Genomic DNA, 17,075 nt, shown 5'->3' with positions numbered 1-17,075 from the left:
GTTTGTTTACCCTCCTTTTATAAATAATCCGCGTTTGGCAGCACTTGCTGGCTGCGGGTTGTAAGCAATTTCTGCCATTCTTCAATCGTTGGGCGTTCAGCCAATTCCACGAAAGTCACCTCTGCCCCTTCACGGCGCCATTGTTCCACCAATGTCATGATCCTTACCGAATCTAGACCACGATCGAGCAAATCCTCTTGATCTGTGATGTCTTCCGGTGTTTCTTGTAAAAGCTCAGCAATTTGTTTACGGATATTCTCACATGTAAACACTTCTTTTTTGCCGGTGTTTGCTGACGTTTTTTGAACGTCTGCCGGCGCATTCTGCAGCTGATCAAGAAGACTGTCAGTCATCACGGTAAATGCACAGCGTCCAGCCGCATAGTCCAGCGCCATTTGATGTTTTTCTAATGAAAAATCAGCAACTGCGTCTCCCACAAAAAAGGCTTTCATATCCTCCATAAATGCTTCACATGCTGTAACGAGACACCCAATATGGGCGTAAATTCCGGTAATGATCAGCTGATCGCGTCCCTCTTTGCGCATCATTTCGAGCAGATTCGTTCTCTTAAACGCGCTGTATCTCCATTTTGTCAGCACAAGATCATCATTCTCCGGTGCCAGCTCGGGTATAATTTTCTCCTCATAAGGACCGCTGTTTAATCCCGGGCCCCAAAAATCTGTCAGCAGCGCCCGGTCAGCCGGATTTTGGCTTCCCGGCTGCGCGGTATAGACAACAGGAATCCCAAGCTGAACACATTGATCTTTCAGCTTTCTTATATTCGCTGAAAGCTCTGTTACCGGAGACGCCCCAGCTGTGAAAGCATCGACAAAATAGTTTTGCATATCGTGTATTAACAAGACAGCCCGATTTGGATCAGGCACCCATGATACTTTGTTTTGCGGCATATCAGATGCTGTCGGCATTTGATACGGCTGAATGGCAGGTATAGCCATTTGAACACTTCCTCTCAAATTGTTGTTTTATTTTTTGCTCCTGCAAAAAGCTTCTCAGCAATGGCTTCACGAAGGGCCTTTTTGCTTACCTTTCCTACCCCTGTCTGCGGGAAGGATTCGACAAATTCTATACGGTCGGGAATTTTATATGCCGCCAGTCCGCGCTCTCTCAAAAAAGCTTTGAGCTCTGCGGATTTCGGGGCTTCATCCCGGGGAATAATGAACACACACGATCTTTCGCCAAGAAATTGATCAGGCATGGAGACCATTGCCGCATCATGGACATCCGGATGCGCCAGCAAATGATTTTCTACCTCTTCAGCCGCAACCTTTTCTCCTCCACGGTTAATTTGATCCTTCGCACGGCCTTCAACGATAATATAGCCGTCTGGTGTCAGCCTGACGATATCACCCGTACGGTAAAAACCGTCCTCAGTAAATGAAGCAGCGTTATGCTCTTCCGCCTTATAGTAACCTCGAATTGTATACGGTCCCCGCGTTAGCAAGTGGCCTGTTTCACCAGGTTTTACGTCGCGATCCTGATCATCCCAAACACGCACTTCATCATATGGGGACATCGGTTTTCCTTGGGTGCTGACAATGATCTCCTCAGGGTCATCCAATCTCGTATAATTGACAAGACCCTCTGCCATTCCGAACACCTGCTGCAGCGTGCAGCCGAAAACAGCTTTTACCCTTCGCGCGGCTTCAGCACTGAACTTGGCACCGCCGACCTGCAGCACTTGAAGGCTGGATAAATCGTCCCGGCGTGAGGATGCCGCATCCATCCATACCATCGCAAGAGGCGGAACAAGAGCGGTTATCGTGACCTTTTCGCGTTCAATCAAAGGAAACGCGTCATCTGGACTTGGAGAAGGAGATAAAACCACTCTTCCTCCAGCGTATAATACGCCGAGAACCCCCGGTGAGCTCAGCGGATAATTGTGCGCCATCGGCAGCGCAGCCAAGTACACCGTGCTGTGGTCGAGCCAGCAGACCTCGACACTCCGCTTCAGACTGTAAATGTAGTCGTCGTGAGTCCTCGGAATCAGTTTCGATAGCCCGGTGCTCCCGCCAGAAAGCTGGAGGAACGCCACATCTGAAGATTTGACTTCAGGCAGTTTTACAGGTTCAGTATGCAAATCATTCAGCGGCAAAAATTCCTCTGCCTCACCTGCGACAATGACGTGTTTCAACGTCGGCAGCTTGCTTTGAACCTGTCTGGCAAGTGAACGGTAGTCAAAACCAGAATAAGAATCGGGAATGATATATGCAGCCGCTTCAGCAAACTCGCAAAAATATGTAATCTCACTGCTTCGATGAGAAGGCAGTGCAAAGACTGGAAGCGCCCCCAGGCGGAAAAGCGCGAAAATGACTTCAAAAAACTCTTTGATATTTGGCAGCTGCACCACGACACGATCCATCTGTTGAATGCCGAGCTTTTGAAATCCGGCAGCCAGGCGATCAGCCCTTGTGTCAAGCTCTCGATAGCTCCAATGGGTGTTCCCGCATGTAATCGCAATGCGATCGCCATATTTGGCTGCCCGGTCTCTTAACAAATCTCCAAACGTCTCGCCGGCCCAGCAGCCATTCTTTCGATAGATCTCAGCTAACTCATCAGGCCAAGGAGTAAATCCTTTCAGCATGTTGCATCCCTCCAGCAATCCATTCTGTTCTTCATATGTGATCCACGCCCATTGCCCGCAGCATTGTCCGAAACTTTGCGGATGTCTCCTGAAGCTCGTCCTCGGGCTTTGATCCGGCAACAACACCAGCTCCCGCATACAGGCGGAGTGAACGATCTTCTGCCTCTGCACAACGGATCGTCACGATCCATTCTCCGTCACCCGCATCGTCACACCAGCCGACCATGCCGGTAAAGAAACCGCGGTCGAACGGCTCAATGCTTAGAATCGCTTCTCTTGCAAGATCAGTCGGTGTTCCGCAGACCGCCGGCGTCGGGTGAAGCGCCGCCGCCAATTCAAGCGCGGTTACAGATGGATCGGAAAGCTCTCCCTTAATCACGCTGGACAGGTGCCACATTGTCTCCGTTTTGATCAGTGAGGGCTTTTCCGGAACATCCAGCGTCCGGCAGAAAGGCCTTAGCGCTGCCGCAACTGCGTCAGCCACAACTGCGTGCTCATGAAGATCCTTTGCGGAAGCAAGCAATTCATCTGCCCGGCGCTGGTCTTCAACAGGATCATCACTGCGCGGCCTAGAACCGGCTAATGGATTGGAAACGACCTGAGTTCCCATCCTTGAAACGAGAAGCTCCGGACTTGCACCGAGCAATGTTCGGCGGGGAGATGTTTCCGTCTGACTGGACACGTCCGCGGCAAATGTGTAGCCATGTGTGTTATGCTGAGCCAGATGGCGAAGCAGCTCATCCGTCTGAATCGGTTCAGGCGATGTCAGCTGCAGCGACCTGGACAGAACGATTTTGCTGAGTGTTCCATCGGCAATGCGCGCCAGTCCTTGTTCCACACCATTTTTGTAATCCTCCGGTGCCGGAACAGGCTCTATGTGGTATGTATGCTCACATTGCTGTTCCTTCTCCGCATGGTCAAATTGAAGCGGTCCTGACCAGCTAACTTCTTCAGGAACAACGAGCCGCGATGCTTTTACTTGATCAAAAGGAACGGCCCCGACTACAAGCGGACGGCTTTGCCCCGATCGCTTTGCCTGACGCAGCGCCTCTGCAATACGGACGGAAAGGGTTTCCATTTGATTTTGCCCGTCTGCCCCCGGTACGATTTCACATATGCCTTTCGCTAACAGTACGCGATGAGGAGAAGCTAAGAAAAAGGCACCCGGCTGATACTCATAAAGCAAATGCTCCGCTTTTGTTTCTGGTATAACGTTTTGTTCCAACATTCTCATGAACCTCCTTTAAATTCAGTTACACGCCTAACGTCGCGCCGCCATCTACGCATAAATTATGCATCGTAATATGCCCTGCCTGGCCAGAAACCAAAAAGAGCACCGCATCCGCAATATCCGAAGGCCGGGCTAATTTTTTGAGCGGGATCCCTGTTTTAAATGTCTCAAGTGATCCTTTTATGACTTGCTCCGCTCCATTCTCATCGGCCCATAATGACCACTGCATGTCTGTTTCCGTTGATCCGGGAGACACGATGTTGCAGCGAATATTGTATTCTGCAAGCTCAAGGCCAAGGCATTTCGTAAACATCACAGCCGCAGCCTTTGAAGAGGCATATGCCGCCATAGATGTTCTTGGCACACCCGCAGCATTTGATCCGACCGTTACAATCGAACCAGATCTCCGGTCCATCATATATTTGCTGACTGAACGTGAGGCGTTAAATACGCCAGTCGAATTCACTGAGAACGTCGCTTCCCATTCCTCATCGCTAAGCGAATGAATGAGACCCGGGCGAAGGACACCCGCTACATTCACCAAAATATCAATCGGCCCCATCTCGCGTTCGATGCGCGCCGTGATCTCGTCAATCGCCGCGCTGTCTCTCACATCCGCAGGAAAAGCTTCCGCATGGTGCCCTTCCGCTTTGAGGCTGTTCACAACCTTTTCCAGCTTTTCAGGATTATAATCAACTGCCGCAATATGTGCGCCTTGACCGGCAAGCGTCCGCGCAACAGCTTCACCTATCCCTTGAGCTGCCCCTGTTATAAAAGCAATTTTGCCCTTTATATCCGTTACATTCATATCATCAATTCCTTTCTTCACTCTAGATGCCGAACAGACATCCAGAGAAAAAGACTGCTGCACTTTGAAAAGCGCAATTTATTGATAATGATTATCATTATCAATTGTAAAAATAATCATATCCAAATGTCATGTGACAGTCAAATATAATTTCAGTGACAAATATTTTTTAGAAGCAAGGCTGAGTATGTCTCAGCCCATTGAAAGATGCGGCCCGTCAGGATGAAGCGCAAAACGCAGCGCCCGGCTGACCAAAACAGGAAGAACCGAAATATGCCCTTCTCCTGAAAACTCACAAAATTCTGCCCGTATGCCTTGTTCAGATAAAACGGCCAGCCGCTCGTAAAGCTCCCTCGCATTATCGTTCATCCGGCTTTTATGATGCTGCTCCAATTCCCCTGCGGCAAGCAGGATATTGATAGGCTGATTGTTCTTCTTAGTGAGGGAGGCGAAATGGTCCGCTTTCTCGAGAATAAACGGTTTATTCCAATGAATGGACGGACTTCCCGCAATATAGGTTTGAAACGCATCCGGCTTTGTTAACAGCACTTGCAGCACGAAAAGCCCGCCAAGCGAGTGGCCAAAGATTGTTTGTCTGTTTTTATCAATCTGGTAATCTCGTTCTATCTCCGGTTTCAGCTCCTCCTCAATAAACCTGATAAAGCTCTCTGCTCCGCCATGCTCCGGCCATTCTTTGCCGTCGGGCCTTTCCGGCAGCTTCGATTGGGCTGTCGGCATTGTAAAATCCCGGTGACGCGCTGAGGAAAACGGCTCCGCTGTCTCATAGCCAATGCCGACGATCACTGCAGGAATTACCCCTGTTTTTTCAGGTCGGCGCCCCTGTATTCGAACGGCTTCCGTCATCGTTCCAAAGACAGAATTGGCATCCAGCAGATAAATCACAGGATAACCAGCGGATGGCGGCGGCGTATCCGGTTTCGAGATAAAAATATGATAGGTACGGTTTTCAATGCGAGAAGACATCATACGCACTTCCGTACCAGGAATCGTATATGCGTTTGGTGTTCCGCTTTTCGTCCGGTCTGTTGTTTGCTCTTTCATGCAGTACGACATTCCTCTCCTTAAACTAAACCGCAATGTATGATAATGATTTTCACTATCAACTAGACAACTCAAATAATAGGTTTTCTTCCAAAGAAAGTCAACTTTTTCCCGAATAAAAAAGGCACCTGTATCAAATAAGGTACCTGCAGACTATCAATATGGAAATAAAAACCTGATAAAGATGCGGATGGTCCCGTTTGAAATAGAACCTTAATCCCATGTAAATCTTTGATTTTGCCAAGGATCCCCTCTCATGTGATAGCCATTCCGCTCCCAAAAGCCCGGATGGTTTTCTTTCGTAAATTGGATGCCGCGCAGCCACTTGGCGCTTTTCCAAAAATACAGATGCGGAAATACACCCCGCAGCGGGAAGCCGTGTTCAGGCGTTAAAGGCTCGCTATTATGCGCATAAGCCAGAAGGGAAGTTTCCGCTAAGAAATCATCGATCGGCAGATTGGTCGTCCAGCCTTCTTCCGCATGTAAAATAACGTAGCCAGCTTCTTCTTTCACCCCCGCTTTTTCCGCTATATCACGAGCACGCACGCCTTGCCACACATTATCAAGCCTCGACCAGCCTGTGACACAATGAATGTCATTTTTCGATTCGTACTTCGGAAAGGCTTTGACATCTTCAAAGCTCAGCAGCATCGGATGGTCAACCAAACCGTATACTTGAAGATTCCATCTCGTCATATCTTCGTAATATGGGACATTTCCCGTATGAAGCACAGGAAATGAAGTGGTGACGTTTTGATTTGGGGGCACTCTTCCAGATTGATCGGACTGTTTTGTTTTTCCAAAATACATATGGAACCCTCCTTTTGTTAACCTCGTTTTGATTTATGTTGACAATCTTTCCGTTCAATATTACTCTATGATTGTGTATATATAACCTAAGGGGGACAACTATGAAACAACGTAAACTTCGCGCGGCCGATATGGCGCTGATCGGCATGTTCGCCGCACTTATGGCTGTCGGGGCCAACCTTACATCAGTAGCACCCTTTTTACAAGTTGCCGGCATTCCGCTTTCGATGCAGCCGTTTTTCTGTCTCTTGGCAGCCATGCTTCTCGGCAGCAAACGAGCAGCGATTGCCATGATTGTATATGCACTTGTCGGATTGGCCGGAGCGCCTGTGTTTGCTCAATTTTCTGCAGGCTTCGCACCGTTTGCAGGGAAAAGCGGCGGGTTTATTATCTCATACATCCCGGCAGCATTTGCAGCGGGATGGTTTTTAGAACGAAAAATTCAGCCAAGTAAAATTCGATTTCTCATTGCTTCACTTATCGGAACGGCAATCATGTATATCATCGGCACTACCTATATGTATCTTGCACTGAAGCTGTGGATTCATACGCCGGTAAGCTACGGCACAACTTGGGGCTTTATGACTTGGTTTATGGTAAAAGACACGGCGCTAGCTGTCATACTGGCGTTTATCGCACCAGGCATCTACCGGTCTATTCATAAAGCAACCGGCTTTAACAGAAATCACATATCGTCCATGTAAAAACCGTTCTATTGGAGGGTTTTTTTATGATAACGAGAAAAGGCTCCCCAGTAAAGGGGAGCCTTTTTCCTTATAAAACAAGCGCTGCAATCCATCCAAAGATAATAAGCGGGATATTATAAAATATAAATGTCGGCACACAAGTGTCCCAAATGTGGTGATGCTGGCCGTCCGCACTTAAACCTGAAGTCGGCCCAAGCGTACTGTCGCTGGCAGGTGAACCGGCATCACCAAGCGCAGCAGCTGCCCCGATAATCGCAACCGTTGCCATCGGGCTGAATCCAAGCTGCAGGCAAAGAGGCACAAAGATCGTTGTGATAACAGGAATCGTCGCAAAAGAAGATCCGATTCCCATTGTAATGAACAAGCCGACAATGAGCATCAGCAATGCACCCACTAACTGACTGTGCCCCATGATGCCAGCTGCTGTTTTAACCAGTGATTCGACATCTCCGGTTTTCGTCAACACGTTTGAAAACCCGGCTGCAACAAGCATGACAAAGCCGATAAAGGCCATTAAGACCATTCCGTCAGTAATCAGCGAGTCCGCTTCATCACGCTTCATCACACCACTGACAAACAGAATAACCAGACCTGCCAGCGCCCCCATAATCATCCCTTCTACTCCCAAAGTCTGAGATAAGTAAAGCTGGACGCCGAGTGACACAACGATGGCAAGCACCGCGATAGCCAGGCTTTTTTTCGTATATGGAGAAGCGTTCGTACCAGATATTTCTTTTGTTTCATATGTTTTCGGTTTACGGAATACGATAATTGATAAAATCAGACCTACAACCATACCTGCTACGGGAATCATTAAGGCATAAGGAATATCAGCGAGAGATACGTTTAATCCGGCATCTGCCATATTATCCTTAAGCATTCCCTGGAAGATTTGGCCGAAACCTACCGGCAGCACAATATAAGGCGCCGTTAAACCAAAAGTGATCACACACGCAATCAAACGGCGGTCCATTTCAAGTTCATTAAAGATTTTCAAAAGCGGCGGAATCAGCACCGGGATAAACGCGATGTGAACCGGAACGACGTTTTGAGAAAAACAAGATACAATTAAAATAATCAGCACAATCAGCACCTTAGACAGCGCTTTTTTGCGAGAATCTTCTTTATTTCCGATTAATTTAACGGAGGCTTCCACCATTGCGTCCGGAAGACCCGTTTTCGTCAAAGCGGCGGCAAACGCGCCAAGCATGGCGTAGCTGACTGCAACGGTGGCATTTCCGCCGAGACCGTCTGTGAAAGCTTTAACCGTTTCGCCAAGACCGAGCCCGCCTGTTAACCCGCCGGCTAAGGCGCCTATAATTAATGCGATAACAATATTGACACGCAGCAGGCTTAATACAAGCATAAGCAGGACTGCGATGACGACTGCATTCATGATACCCCTCCAAAAATCCTTTAGTTTGCTAATGTAGTAGATAAATAAAGTACGAACGTATCGTATCATAACCGATCTACTTTAGTCAACTAAAGATTTTGGTAGAAAAAATCCCTGCCGCATGATGCAGCAGGGATTCATCATTATTCGCTTTTCTCTTCTTCCAATGCAAATCGCTCCGCAAGTGTAGCCAGTGTTCTTGCCATAACGCCGGTAGCCCCTGACGGTCCGAAGCAGGTCGGTTTATTGGCAGTCGCTGTGCCCGCAATATCAAGATGAACCCAAGGTGTTGACTCAGCAAATTCTCCAAGAAACGTTCCTGCCATAATCGCATGTCCTTCACGCCCCGGCGAATTGCTGAGATCCGCCATTTGGCTGCTTTTTACGCGCTTTTTATCCTTCTCTGTTATCGGCAGCTGCCAGATCGCCTCGCCGCACTCTTGTGCAGCATCAGCCACCTGCTGGTAAAAGCTTTGATCATTTGTCATTGCGCCGGTTGTTTCAGTTCCTAATGCCACAACGACGCCGCCGGTAAGCGTAGCCACATCAACAAGAACTGATGCGCCATGCTGTTTCGCGTATGTAATGCCATCTGCAAGCACTAGCCTTCCTTCAGCATCTGTATTGAGGATTTCAATTGTTTTTCCGCTTAATGATACGATCACGTCATCAGGCTTCATCGCCCCGCCAGAGATCATATTATCGGTTGACGGAATAACAGCCAGCACGTTTTGCTCGGGACGAAGCTCTCCGATCGTTTCCATAGCACCGAGAACCGCAGCAGCTCCCCCCATATCTGATTTCATGCCGACAATTCCAGATTTCGTTTTAATGGAGTAGCCGCCTGTGTCGAAGGTAATCCCTTTCCCGACAAGTCCGACGACATCTTCCCATTCCTTTTTGCCCTGATATTTCAGCACAATCATTTTCGGGGGTTCGGCAGAGCCTTGGTTTACCGCAAGTATTCCGCCCATACCGAGCTCTTCCATCTCTGATTTCTCCAATATCTCACACTCAAAATCATATTTCGCCGCAAGCTCTTCAGCATACGAAGCGAGGTCAGTCGCTGTCAGCATGTTTCCCGGCATATTCACAAGCGTTCTAGCCGAATTTGTCCCTTGTCCGTATGCCTGGCCGACGCGAAGCCCCGCCTGCACTTCCTGGGTATCTTCATCTGTTACAACATACACGGCTTCAATTTGTTTGTCAGGCTCATTTGATTTGTGCTTATAATCCTGTACCTCATAGGAAGCAAGCAGGCAGCTCTCAGCTAATGCATGAGCGGCATCGGCTGGAGGCACATCTTCCGAAATAAACGTATCAAGCAGGACAGCTGCTTCTTGTTTTCGGTCTTTATGAATAGCTTGAAAAACATGAGCAAAACGTTCCTTCGCCTGTTCAAACGTAAAATTTGCTTCTCTACCCAGACCAACGAAATAAATTCGTTTCATACCCGCAGAAGATGGGGGGAATACTTTTGATACTTGATTCGGTTTCGCAGAGACATCACCATCTTTTAAAAGCTGTGTCAGATGGCCTTCAAGCATTTCATCAATTTCCAACGCTTTTCCTGTCAGCTGGCTTTTTTGAAAAAGCCCGACCACAAGGGTTTCTGTATGCTCTAATTGCTGAACCGCATAAAACATGAGGCTTACACTCCTAACGTAATGGGTATTTGTAATGAACAATGGTATAATAGGAAAAACATTCTTTCCACTACACTTATTTTATCAAACAACAGTCAAAGACTTGCTTTTTTCTTTTGAAACACGAAGGATTTTTCAAATAGAAAGGATGTCGCCGATGGAAATTTTAACGAATTTTCCTTTATTATCAAGCCTGGCCGCAATTATTTTTGCTCAGGTCATCAAAGTGCCCATACAGTTTATCGTGTCCAGAAAACTGGACTGGTCGCTGGTTACAAGCACAGGCGGCATGCCGAGCTCTCACTCCGCAGCGGTCACAGCGCTTTCTACAGGCGTAGCCTTGGAACATGGATTAGGCTCCTCACTCTTTGCGGTTTCTGCCATTTTCGCCGTCATAACCATGTTTGACGCAACTGGCGTCAGACGTCACGCCGGTGAGCAGGCAACAGTCATTAATAAGCTTGTCATTGATTTTAACCGTTTTGTTAATGAAGCAAAAGACTTCCCTAAAGCTGAAGAAAAAGAAAAGCAAAAAAAGCTGAAAGAGCTTCTCGGACATCAGCCGATCGAAGTCTTTTTCGGAGGCCTAACAGGTATTTTACTGACATTGGCACTCGCTTACTTTTTCATGTAAAAAACGCTCCTGCTTTCGCTGGAGCGTTTTTATTCTTTCACAGTTTTATATTGATTTCTGAACACTTGCAAAGATTTTGTTTCATTGAGCTTCTCAAGCTCATCCTCGGTAATCTTTCCCGTTCCCTTTTTAATCACATATACATCAAGGGTTTTTTTGCCCCATTCATTGTATACATCTTTGACGGTTTCAAAGTACAAATCAAGGCGGTTTCCCTTAATAGCCGATCCTGTGTCAGCTACAACTCCGAGACCGTAATTCGGAATGAATAAAATCGTGCCGATCGGGAAAACCGACGGGTCGGCAGCAACCGTGGAATACAGATCCCGTTTCACCTTCACACCTGAATATGTAAGCCCATATAATGGATCACCGGGATTTTTCCCCGTCGACTCAGCTCCTGCAGTGTAGCCAGTTGCTGTTACTCTTTGGACCGGATACTCATCCCAGTCAAATGCTTCTTCTAACGGTTTTGTTTTATCCTTAGCCGCGGACGTCGTTTGTGTTTGTTTCTGCTGCAATGCTTTTAATGTCAGTCCTGCATGCTTCAAGTGCTTTTCTTGATGTTCCTGCACCCATTTTGACAAGTCCTTCGCTTCAATTCCTGACACTGATAAAAATGTCGTGCCAAATGCAAGCAGAAATAAACAGGTCATCAGCAAACGTCTGATCATATTCAACATCATTCACCTCTCCTCCGAATCATTGTTCCCAAGCGGAGAGAGCATTATTCAAAATGATGAATGAGCTGAACATACAAAAAAGCTTTCTATAGAAGAAAGCGGAAGTTAAAACATTTGATATCCTCTTTTTCTGAGCATATTGATCGCTATCCCTGACACAATGGCGCCGGCCAAACCGCTGGCTAAAATCAGCACATCGGCAGCCGCTAATGATAAGACACGATGAAACAGGCTGGAAAAGGATTCTCCCGGTGACTGGACATAGCTGATCAACTTTTCTTTGCTGATAATGAAAAGGCATACAACCGGATAAATCACAGCCATAATCCAAGACATTCTCAGCAGCATGTTTAATAAGAAACCGATTCCAAAAAACAAAACAAAAAACAAAACAATTGAGATGATTACGACTGGCAGACTAATCAACCTATTCCACCCCCCTGCGTTGTTTTTAGTGTAACGCGGGGGTGGAAATAAAGTCAACGGCTGGAAAAAGAATGACTGTCTTTTCCTGTCCCCTGGCAAGACGGACAAGTCTCTGAACCGCCGAGAATCAATTGAAAATATCCTTTTCCTGAACAAAATGGGCATGCATGTGAAGCGGTTGTCGTTGCAGCTTTCATCTAATCATCACCCTTTTTCTCAATTTTCTGATAATATAACATATCAGGCTGTCAACAATAAAGTCAGATCATGTGACAAATCTTTTGATGTAAGCGGAAACATACTTATTTTCCTCTCGTTCTCTTTTTATTTTGGCGTTTTTTAATAAAGAAAACCCGCTTCCGCGGGTTTTTAGAAAAACTTGAACTTGCCTTTTTTCAGTGTCAGTCCGAGTCCGCCAATCATAAACAGCGAGCGGTTATCAATGACTTTTTTCATAAACGAGGCCGGCGTACCTTTCAGCTTTCTGCCATAAACAACCCCAACCGCGTTATGCTCGCCAAGAGAAGCCACTGTTCCCTTAATATCCGGCTTGAATTCCTCAAGCTCTCCGCCTTTAATAAGCCTGCCAAGGTTTTTAGCGACCGTTACGCCCTGCTGCATTGCAATTTGCGCAGTTGGCGGATACGGGCGCTCTGTATCTTCATTCATAAACAGCGAGCTGTCACCAAGAATAAAGACATTGTCATGTCCTGGGGCGCGAAGATCAGGGTTGACTTTCACCCGGCCGCGCATATTTTCAAAACCGGCCTCCTCTACAATCGGATGGCCGCGGACACCTGCCGCCCATACAACGGTTTGCGATTTGATCTGCTCTGGTTCCTCATCCTTTTTGCCGACTCTGACTCCTTCTGGTGTACATTCTTGTACAGCCGTGCCGATCTTGAACTCAACTCCGTTTTCCTCAAGATAATGTACGGCATAGTCAACAAGTTCCGGATCAAAGCCCGGCAAAACGGTTGGCGCTGCTTCCACACAAATGATGCGGACAAGGCTTCTGTCAACATCATACTCCTTACAGAGCTCTGGCACGCGAGCCGCCAGCTCGCCCAGGAATTCAATGCCCGTAAATCCGGCGCCGCCAACAACGATCGTTAACCTGTCCGGCCTTTTTTCCGCTTCCGTATTGTAAGTCGCAAACTGCAGCTCAATATGTTCCCGAAGCAGGCGCGACGTGTTGATGTTGGCGATCGGAAACGCATATTCTTTCAAGCCTTTAATGCCGAATGTTTCAGGCACGGCGCCGAGCCCGATGACTAAATAATCGTACTGCAATTCTCCATTCGCAAGCACAACTTTTTTCTCATCAATTTTGATTGCCTTTACGGTATCCTGTACAAAATTGACCCGTGACTGGTTGATTACATCTTTTATCTGATAACGGCACCGGTCATGATGGAGCGTACCCGCGCTCGCTTCATGCATCCATGTCGTTTCATAATGATAATTGTGTTTATTTACAAGCGTAATTTCAGCATCATTCGGCCCGACATACTTCGTCAGCCTTGTCACCGTCATCAATCCGCCATATCCTGCACCTAAAATCACGATTTTGGGCTTATTCAATGCCATCACATCCACCTTCTCTTTTTTTGCTTTTGTTAGACCCATAATAAAATCATCATTTGTGTTAGCTTCAGCTTATTGGCGGGATTTTATGAAGTATATTGAAAAGTTTTTTGTGAAGTCCTCATCCATAGCACTACTACCATGTTTATCCGGCTTGCTCAAGAAACATTCAGAAAAAGATCATTTCATTTGGTTATTATCGTAGCGGCCGGCGGAAATATTTTCAAGAATGGATGGGCACGTTATATCCTTACGATTTTTTCAGCTCACTCGTCAATTCGAACGGCAATATGGTATAATTAATAACAATTTTCATTTAGGAGGCAAATTTCGTATGCGAGAGGATACAAAGGTTTATGATATTACAATTATAGGCGGGGGACCGGTCGGCTTATTCACCGCTTTTTACGGTGGGATGAGACAGGCAAGCGTCAAAATTATCGAAAGCCTGCCTCAGCTCGGCGGACAGCTTAGCGCCCTATACCCTGAAAAGTATATATATGATGTAGCGGGATTCCCGAAAATCCGCGCGCAAGAGCTTATCAATAACCTTAAAGAGCAAATGGCGAAATTCGACCAAACCATTTGTCTGGAGCAAGCGGTTGAATCAGTTGAAAAACAAGCGGATGGCGTGTTTAAGCTTGTAACAAATGAAGAAACTCACTACTCTAAAACAGTCATCATTACTGCAGGAAACGGCGCCTTCAAACCGAGAAAGCTGGAACTTGAAAATGCCGAGCAGTATGAAGGCAAAAACCTTCACTACTTCGTTGACGACTTGCAAAAATTCGCTGGCAGACGCGTTGCGATCCTTGGCGGTGGAGATTCCGCGGTTGACTGGGCGCTTATGCTTGAGCCGATCGCAAAAGAAGTATCGATCATTCACCGCCGCGACAAATTCCGTGCGCACGAGCACAGTGTGGAAAACCTTCATGCGTCGAAGGTTAATGTCCTGACACCATTCGTCCCTGCGGAGCTGATCGGCGAAGACAAAATTGAACAGCTTGTGCTTGAAGAAGTGAAAGGCGACCGCAAAGAAATTTTAGAAATTGATGACTTAATCGTCAACTACGGTTTCGTTTCATCTCTTGGGCCGATCAAAAACTGGGGTCTGGACATCGAGAAAAATTCCATTGTCGTAAAATCAACAATGGAAACAAATATCGAAGGTTTCTTTGCAGCAGGTGACATTTGTACATACGAAGGAAAAGTCAACCTGATTGCCAGCGGCTTCGGTGAGGCACCGACAGCAGTGAACAACGCCAAGGCTTTCATGGACCCGAAAGCCCGCGTACAGCCTCTTCACTCAACAAGTCTTTTTGAAAATAAATAATAAAAAAAGGAGCTTGTGTCTGCGACACAGCTCCTTTTTCATTTGAAAATATTTATATAATTCAATGCAGTTCCTACAACCAGCGCAATCACAAGAGCTGCGACTACCCAGATCATTGCCATAATAATGCGGTCTTGAATCTTTTGGGACTTCGGTGTTTTTTCTTCGTTTTGGGCCATCTTTTTCGCTCCTTTCACATGTTCATGCCATAAAGAAAGCCTGGTGCTGAACGACCAAGCTTTGCTGAACGTATATCATTCGCGTTTTGATCCGCTCTCTAAGACCATTCGTTAAAACTATGATACCTAAACTCACCCTGCATGACAAGCTTCGGCACTTGCACCACACCTGCCAGAAAATAATAATGTTTGACATCCTAAATAAAACAGAGTACATTATAGAAGGCGAACATTTCATATAATATATTTTTAAATATTCGTTTTTAGGAGTGAAAACCATGGAAAACGTATTTGATTACGAAGATATTCAGCTAATTCCTGCAAAATGCATTGTAAATAGCCGTTCAGAATGTGATACATCCGTACGTTTAGGCGGACGTACATTTAAATTACCCGTCGTCCCTGCCAATATGCAGACGATTATAGATGAAAAGCTGGCGATTCAACTAGCCGAAAATGGCTACTTTTATGTCATGCACCGATTTGAGCCTGAGACACGAATTGATTTTATTAAAGATATGAACGCACGCGGTTTATTCTCTTCTATCAGCGTGGGCGTTAAAGAGGAGGAGTATGAATTTGTCCGCCAGCTGGCAGAAGAAAATTTATCTCCTGAATACGTGACAATTGACATTGCTCACGGTCACTCAAATGCTGTCATTGAAATGATCCAGCACCTTAAAAACCATTTGCCAGACAGCTTTGTGATTGCTGGCAACGTCGGAACGCCGGAAGCAGTCAGAGAGCTTGAAAATGCGGGAGCGGATGCCACTAAAGTCGGCATCGGACCGGGAAAAGTATGTATTACGAAAATCAAAACCGGCTTCGGCACAGGCGGCTGGCAATTAGCGGCGCTGCGCTGGTGTGCCAAGGCTGCCAGCAAACCGATTATCGCTGATGGCGGCATCCGCACCCATGGCGACATCGCAAAATCAATCCGATTCGGCGCAACGATGGTCATGATCGGTTCACTATTTGCCGGACACGAAGAATCGCCAGGCCAAACGATCGAAAAAGACGGAAAGCTTTACAAAGAGTACTTCGGCTCAGCCTCTGAATTCCAAAAAGGCGAAAAGAAAAATGTCGAAGGCAAAAAAATGCACGTGGCGCATAAAGGCTCAATCAAGGATACACTGATTGAAATGGAGCAGGATCTTCAATCTTCTATTTCTTATGCAGGCGGAACAAAGCTTGACGCCATCCGCAATGTGGATTATGTGATTGTGAAGAATTCCATTTTTAATGGGGATAAATATTAATCATAAAAAAACGCCAAGTCAGCGGTTCTCCGCTTGAGTTGGCGTTTTCAGCTACTACTTCAGCAAAGTAAGCCTATATTTGCTTTTTGAATTTATTTTCCATCAGTTCTGCCATTTGTTTTGCATTTGGATTTTCTTCTTTTTGCAACTGTTCAATGATGTTCATATAATCCGTTTCATTTCGATTCTGGCTTAATTTATATGCCGCTTGAATGTCTTCCACCTTAATTTTGAATCCTACAATACCTTTCAATTCACGTTCTAAGAGTTTTGGAGAAAGCTTATCCCATAACACAGGATTATCACGATGTTTTTCGTATTTCTCCAGCATGATTGTTAATTCTTCTGCTAATTCTTCTTTCTCTAACATACTTGCTTTTCCATACATGTGGACAGCCTGATAATTCCACGTCGGAACATTTTCGCGCGAATACCAGGAAGATGAAATATAAGCGTGCGGTCCCTGAAACATGACAAGCACATCTTCACAGGCTTCAAACGTTCTCCACTGAGGATTTCCATAAGCTAAATGTCCCGTAATATAGTAATGATCATCTTTTTTATTGAATCCTAACGGCAAATGTGTGGCAATTGGTTTTCCTTGTTCTGTTGTGACAATCGTACCAAAGGCGTTTTCTTGTACAAAATTCCAAATGTCTTCAGCATTTGTGACCTTAAAATATTTTGGAATATACATCAACATCCACCCTTC

The 17,075-nt window shown here is 46.3% G+C and carries 18 protein-coding genes; 4 read left to right on the top strand and 14 right to left on the bottom strand.

Annotated elements, in window-relative coordinates; translation table 11 throughout:
- Positions 1 to 17: 17 nt before the first annotated feature.
- The 6 genes from BLL41_RS08830 to BLL41_RS08805 form a co-directional block, all read right to left on the bottom strand.
- Positions 18 to 956: an isochorismatase gene (locus BLL41_RS08830; RefSeq protein WP_071577547.1), complete on the bottom strand. Its 939-nt coding sequence runs from the start codon at positions 954 to 956 to the stop codon at positions 18 to 20.
- Between the two features lie 14 nt (positions 957 to 970).
- Entirely contained in the window at positions 971 to 2,602 is a 1,632-nt protein-coding gene (locus tag BLL41_RS08825; protein ID WP_071577546.1) for a (2,3-dihydroxybenzoyl)adenylate synthase, read from the bottom strand.
- Between the two features lie 31 nt (positions 2,603 to 2,633).
- Positions 2,634 to 3,830 carry an isochorismate synthase DhbC gene (gene dhbC / locus BLL41_RS08820; protein WP_071577545.1) on the bottom strand — a complete coding sequence of 399 codons (1,197 nt, stop codon included), beginning with the start codon at positions 3,828 to 3,830 and terminating at the stop codon, positions 2,634 to 2,636.
- A gap of 25 nt (positions 3,831 to 3,855) precedes the next feature.
- On the bottom strand, positions 3,856 to 4,641 hold the full coding sequence (locus tag BLL41_RS08815) for a 2,3-dihydro-2,3-dihydroxybenzoate dehydrogenase (protein WP_071577544.1): 786 nt from the start codon (positions 4,639 to 4,641) through the stop codon (positions 3,856 to 3,858).
- Positions 4,642 to 4,833: 192 nt separating this feature from the next.
- Positions 4,834 to 5,703: a ferri-bacillibactin esterase BesA gene (besA, locus tag BLL41_RS08810; RefSeq protein ID WP_071577543.1), complete on the bottom strand. Its 870-nt coding sequence runs from the start codon at positions 5,701 to 5,703 to the stop codon at positions 4,834 to 4,836.
- A gap of 213 nt (positions 5,704 to 5,916) precedes the next feature.
- Entirely contained in the window at positions 5,917 to 6,513 is a 597-nt protein-coding gene (locus tag BLL41_RS08805; RefSeq protein ID WP_071577542.1) for a sulfite oxidase-like oxidoreductase, read from the bottom strand.
- 101 nt (positions 6,514 to 6,614) lie between these two features.
- Between BLL41_RS08805 and BLL41_RS08800 the strand changes: the two genes are divergently transcribed.
- Positions 6,615 to 7,217: a biotin transporter BioY gene (locus BLL41_RS08800; protein WP_071577541.1), complete on the top strand. Its 603-nt coding sequence runs from the start codon at positions 6,615 to 6,617 to the stop codon at positions 7,215 to 7,217.
- A 70-nt stretch (positions 7,218 to 7,287) separates the two neighbouring features.
- Here the strand turns inward: BLL41_RS08800 and BLL41_RS08795 are convergent, their stop codons facing one another.
- Together BLL41_RS08795 and BLL41_RS08790 are read right to left on the bottom strand one after the other, a co-directional pair.
- Entirely contained in the window at positions 7,288 to 8,616 is a 1,329-nt protein-coding gene (locus BLL41_RS08795) for a Na+/H+ antiporter family protein (RefSeq protein WP_071577540.1), read from the bottom strand.
- Between the two features lie 143 nt (positions 8,617 to 8,759).
- Positions 8,760 to 10,262 (bottom strand): leucyl aminopeptidase, encoded by a 1,503-nt coding sequence (locus tag BLL41_RS08790; RefSeq protein ID WP_071577539.1) that lies wholly within the window; start codon positions 10,260 to 10,262, stop codon positions 8,760 to 8,762.
- Positions 10,263 to 10,419: 157 nt separating this feature from the next.
- On the opposite strand from BLL41_RS08790, the gene BLL41_RS08785 reads away from it, so the two are divergent.
- The gene (locus tag BLL41_RS08785; protein WP_071577538.1) at positions 10,420 to 10,896 is read left to right on the top strand and encodes a divergent PAP2 family protein; all 477 of its coding nucleotides are present in this window, start codon (positions 10,420 to 10,422) and stop codon (positions 10,894 to 10,896) included.
- 29 nt (positions 10,897 to 10,925) lie between these two features.
- On the opposite strand, the gene spsC is transcribed toward BLL41_RS08785, so the two are convergent.
- From spsC to BLL41_RS08765, 4 genes are all read right to left on the bottom strand, one after another.
- Positions 10,926 to 11,582 (bottom strand): stationary phase survival protein SpsC, encoded by a 657-nt coding sequence (spsC, locus tag BLL41_RS08780; RefSeq protein ID WP_080488032.1) that lies wholly within the window; start codon positions 11,580 to 11,582, stop codon positions 10,926 to 10,928.
- Positions 11,583 to 11,684: 102 nt separating this feature from the next.
- Positions 11,685 to 12,005 carry a YuiB family protein gene (locus tag BLL41_RS08775; RefSeq protein WP_071577536.1) on the bottom strand — a complete coding sequence of 107 codons (321 nt, stop codon included), beginning with the start codon at positions 12,003 to 12,005 and terminating at the stop codon, positions 11,685 to 11,687.
- A gap of 53 nt (positions 12,006 to 12,058) precedes the next feature.
- Positions 12,059 to 12,202 carry a YuiA family protein gene (locus tag BLL41_RS08770; RefSeq protein ID WP_071577535.1) on the bottom strand — a complete coding sequence of 48 codons (144 nt, stop codon included), beginning with the start codon at positions 12,200 to 12,202 and terminating at the stop codon, positions 12,059 to 12,061.
- Positions 12,203 to 12,374: 172 nt separating this feature from the next.
- Positions 12,375 to 13,595: an NAD(P)/FAD-dependent oxidoreductase gene (locus BLL41_RS08765; RefSeq protein ID WP_071577578.1), complete on the bottom strand. Its 1,221-nt coding sequence runs from the start codon at positions 13,593 to 13,595 to the stop codon at positions 12,375 to 12,377.
- Between the two features lie 331 nt (positions 13,596 to 13,926).
- Here BLL41_RS08765 and yumC point away from each other — a divergent pair, with 331 nt between their 5' ends.
- Entirely contained in the window at positions 13,927 to 14,925 is a 999-nt protein-coding gene (yumC, locus tag BLL41_RS08760; protein ID WP_071577534.1) for a ferredoxin--NADP reductase 2, read from the top strand.
- A 38-nt stretch (positions 14,926 to 14,963) separates the two neighbouring features.
- Here the strand turns inward: yumC and BLL41_RS08755 are convergent, their stop codons facing one another.
- Positions 14,964 to 15,104, bottom strand: a complete 141-nt coding sequence (locus BLL41_RS08755) for a hypothetical protein (protein ID WP_003228723.1) — start codon at positions 15,102 to 15,104, stop codon at positions 14,964 to 14,966.
- Positions 15,105 to 15,382: 278 nt separating this feature from the next.
- On the opposite strand from BLL41_RS08755, the gene guaC reads away from it, so the two are divergent.
- On the top strand, positions 15,383 to 16,363 hold the full coding sequence (guaC, locus tag BLL41_RS08750) for a GMP reductase (protein ID WP_071577533.1): 981 nt from the start codon (positions 15,383 to 15,385) through the stop codon (positions 16,361 to 16,363).
- Between the two features lie 73 nt (positions 16,364 to 16,436).
- Here the strand turns inward: guaC and paiB are convergent, their stop codons facing one another.
- The gene (paiB, locus tag BLL41_RS08745; RefSeq protein ID WP_071577532.1) at positions 16,437 to 17,060 is read right to left on the bottom strand and encodes a protease synthase/sporulation negative transcriptional regulator PaiB; all 624 of its coding nucleotides are present in this window, start codon (positions 17,058 to 17,060) and stop codon (positions 16,437 to 16,439) included.
- Positions 17,061 to 17,075: the final 15 nt, after the last annotated feature.

Source organism: Bacillus sp. FMQ74 (assembly GCF_001875785.1).
In the GTDB taxonomy this organism is placed as follows: Bacteria; Bacillota; Bacilli; order Bacillales; family Bacillaceae; genus Bacillus; species Bacillus stercoris.
The sequence above is the reverse complement of the archived record's forward strand: the minus strand, read 5'-3'. Positions and strand labels throughout refer to the sequence as shown.